The organism is Vibrio sp. 10N.222.48.A3, from assembly GCF_041475345.1.
GTDB classification, from domain to species: domain Bacteria; phylum Pseudomonadota; class Gammaproteobacteria; order Enterobacterales; family Vibrionaceae; genus Vibrio; species Vibrio tasmaniensis_A.
Map to the genome: position 1 here is coordinate 1 of NZ_JBFRVX010000820.1, position 3,657 is coordinate 3,657.

The 3,657-nt window shown below is 46.8% G+C and carries 3 protein-coding genes; all 3 read right to left on the reverse strand.

Going from position 1 to position 3,657, the window contains the following annotated elements; genetic code table 11:
- Positions 1-265: 265 nt before the first annotated feature.
- The gene (gene ggt, locus AB4653_RS20230; RefSeq protein WP_009848187.1) at positions 266-2,023 is read right to left on the reverse strand and encodes a gamma-glutamyltransferase; all 1,758 of its coding nucleotides are present in this window, start codon (positions 2,021-2,023) and stop codon (positions 266-268) included.
- 91 nt (positions 2,024-2,114) lie between these two features.
- Complete coding sequence (locus AB4653_RS20235) at positions 2,115-2,777, reverse strand: LysE family translocator (RefSeq protein WP_009848188.1); 663 nt, start codon at positions 2,775-2,777, stop codon at positions 2,115-2,117.
- A 99-nt stretch (positions 2,778-2,876) separates the two neighbouring features.
- Positions 2,877-3,657 (reverse strand): AraC family transcriptional regulator (locus AB4653_RS20240; RefSeq protein WP_372105169.1); only part of this gene is annotated, 781 nt, incomplete at its 5' end.

Genomic DNA, 3,657 nt, shown 5'->3' on the forward strand with positions numbered 1-3,657 from the left:
CATCCTGAAGATAACCAAGTCCTTGGCGTTTCCTGTTCCGTGTCAGCATCCTTCCGACACCATTCATATTACCGATTCCTTATTTATCAGCAATGGTGCATAAGCGAATTTCTATATAATTATTTGAATGATAAATGTACGTATCGTTTTATTTCAATTGGTTACGGTGTCTAGGTGACTAATTTCGCCATCAAATATCGATATTTACTCACTGCCTTGTGAGAGATCTCGCACAAGGCCGCGAGTAAAAAGGGAGGATTATTCCCTACTGACCAATGGCTGCACCTTCACGACGAGGGTCTGCAGCGCCTTCTAAACCATCTTTTGTGATGCGAATCGCGTGTAAACCAGAGTTAAGATCGCGAACGTTGACCTCAAATCCCATCTTTTCTAGCTCAGGTTTGAAGTTTTCCGCTGATGTTCCTTTTTCCAAATCTAAGGTACCGAAGCGGTTTAGGAAGTGTGGTTGATTGATGGCTTGCTGAATATCCATGTCCCATTGGGTATGAGCAATGATCGCTTGTGCCACATAACCTATGATACGGCTGCCTCCCGGAGAGCCAATTGCCATGTAAGGTTTATCGTCTTGCATGATGATGGTCGGTGCCATTGAAGAGCGCGGACGCTTACCCGGTTCAAGTCGGTTGGCGATAGGCTTACCATCGTTATGGGTCTTGAATGAGAAATCTGTCAGTTCGTTGTTGAGTAGGAAGCCTCTTACCATCAAGCGTGAGCCAAAGGCATTCTCAATGGTGGTGGTCATCGACACGACATTGCCATCGCTATCTACAATATTGAAGTGGCTAGTGGACGGTAATTCAATAGAAACATCTTGGCTTCTCTGCATCGCGTGATCCCACGGCGGTGTGCCTGAAGATGCGCTTGCCAATGCCTTACCTGCGGTAATTAACTGAGCACGTTCCTGCAAATAGTCAGTATTCACTAACCCTTGGGTTGGCATTGGCACATAATCTTGATCCGCCATGTACATACCACGGTCTGCAAAGGCTAGGCGAGAAGCATCTGCTAACACTTGCCAAGATTTCGCGTCGTTTGGTCCCCATGATTTAAGATCAAACTGCTCGGTCATCGCTAAGATCTGCCCAACCGTTAATGCACCTGAACTTGGTGGACCCATTCCGCACACTTGGTAGCTCTCATAAGCAGAACAAACCGGCTCGCGCTGCTTGATCGAATAAGCGTCGAAGTCTTTCTGTGCTAATACGCCTGGGTTACCTTTCGCTGTTTGCACGGTATTGATGATGTCGGCAGAGATCTCACCTTGGTAAAAGGCCTTAGCACCGTTCTTAGAAATAGCGTTTAACGTTGCCGCGTACTCTGGGTTCTTAAGTTGCGTGCCAGCTGTTTTCGGGCTGCCATCGGCATTGAAGAAGTAGGCTTTGGTAGTGGCAAAGCGGCTTAGTCGCTGTTGGTCATTTTCAATCAAGGTGGCTAAACGTGGACTAATAGTAAAACCTTCTTCAGCCAGCTGAGCGATAGGTTTAATCAGTGATGCCCATTCGAGCTTGCCGTATTTCTGGTGAGTGTCCCACAGTAATTGCACCGTGCCTGGCGTGCCAACGGAGCGACCGCCAACCACGGCATCATAGAATTTAAGCGGTTGGCCGCTTTCGTCTTGGAATAGACGTGGTGTGGCATCAAGTGGTGCAGTTTCACGGCCATCGTAGGTTTTGAGTTGCTTGTCCTGGCCATCAAAATAAACAAGGAACGCGCCGCCACCAATACCTGAAGACTGAGGTTCCACTAAGCCAAGCATAAGCTGCACAGCAACCATGGCATCAATCGCGTTACCACCACGAGCAAGTACATCAGCACCGGCTTGTGTGGCAAGAGGGTTGGCCGCGGTGACCATCCAATCGTTGGCTTTAACGAGCTGTTTGGTTTCTAAACCACTACTTTGTTCGGGTGCGACGGAATCGGCAGCTTGATTTGCCCAACTGACGTGAGAGGCAAAAAGTAGGGTAGAAGTGGCGAGGGTTGTTAGTTTTGTTTTCCACTGCATGATCTTCTCCTTTTAATATGCAGAGCTAGATTGGCAGTGGAAAGATGAGATAGCCAGAGTGTTGTTAACGAATTGTAATCTTGATTCGAATTTAAGCGATTAAACCGGACAGCGACTGCCAAAGAATACTCACGCCAATAAGGCTGAATACCACGCCACATAAGCCATCGATGTATACCGTTGCTTCGCTGAGTTTCTTTTGCAATGCTTTAGTCGAAAGCATCCAAGCCAGTAGTGAGAACCAAAACAGAGACAGACCAAATAGGATGATAAGCGCAAAGCCTTTACCTGACAGAGACATGTCGGCAGGCACTAGGCTCGACATCAAGCTGATAAAGAACACCAAAGCCTTTGGGTTGAGAATATTGGTCGCAAACCCTTTCGAAAATGCCTGACGCTTATTGGTCAGAATCAGATCGTTGGCATTGACGGTATCGGCATCATCATCGTGGTTCTGAATGATTTGCCAGGTTGCTTTAAGTGCACCGTAGCCTAAGTACAGTAAGTAGCTACCGCCGGCTAGTTGGATAATGGCAAATAATGTCGGTTGTTGGTGGACTAGGTAACTGATTCCCGTCAGGCTCAGCAATGAGTGCAGCAAGATCCCGCAAGATAAACCAAGCGCAATGTACAAGCCTGTCTGGCGTCCGTGACGCGTCGCATTTTGCACGACTAACGCAAAATCAGGGCCGGGGCTCATCAAAGCGATGAAGTGGATAGAGGCTAGGGTGATCAGTATGGTGACTTCGTTCATCGTCAGTTCTCAATAACGTTGCCGCTATTTTTAAATAAGTAATCGTATTGAGCGTAGCTTACCGTGATTTGAAATAGAGCAATTGTAAATTATCAACACTTAGTTGATTTGTGAGGGTGGTACGCCGAACGTGGTTTTGAAAGCCTTAGAGAAGTGTGCTTGATCATAGAAGCCTACTTGGTGCGCGACCTTGGTACCACATATCCCAGATTTAATCAGACGCATGCTCTGTTCCATACGTAAACGGCTCAGCCATGCATAAGGCGTAATGCCCATTCTGTTTTTAAAATGGCGTTGGAATTGAGTCGTGGTTAAACCACACAACTCAGACAATTGTTCTAATCGCACTGGTTGATCCAAGTTCGCCATCAAGTAGTCTTTTAGCGTATCAATCGATTGATTACCCAGTTTGATGTCACTCTTCGATCCAAATTTCGCATAACGATCGACAATCGTCGAGAACCCTTCGAAAGGTAAGCAATCTTGAGCGAGCTGGCTGATGTTTTGATGGATTAATAGGCCGTGCAAGTTGCGTAATTGTGAAAATGCAGCTTGATCGGAGAGGATCAACTCAGAAAAGCCTAATGTGTGACCATTTTGCTTGGGATCGGCAAGATCTTGAAACCATTGGGGAGACACGGCAAACACACTGACTTGATAACCCGAATCGAGTTTGGAGTGCCCATCATGCAGCTCATCGGGTGGCATGATAACAACTTGGCCAGCACCAACATTATGGCTCGTCCCTTTATAGACGAATTTCTGCTGTCCTCGGGTAATTAAACCAATGTGAAAGTCCAAATGATAGTGGCGCTGGAAAGCAAACTCTTGGTATTGAGCTTGGATCAGGCTGATATCTTCTGTTGGGGTAGAGTAATAG

Coding starts and splice junctions, on each gene's coding strand:
- ggt (WP_009848187.1), bottom strand. CDS start 2,023: ATGCAGTGGAAAACAAAACTAACAACCCTCGCCACTTCTACCCTACTT.
- AB4653_RS20235 (WP_009848188.1), bottom strand. CDS start 2,777: ATGAACGAAGTCACCATACTGATCACCCTAGCCTCTATCCACTTCATC.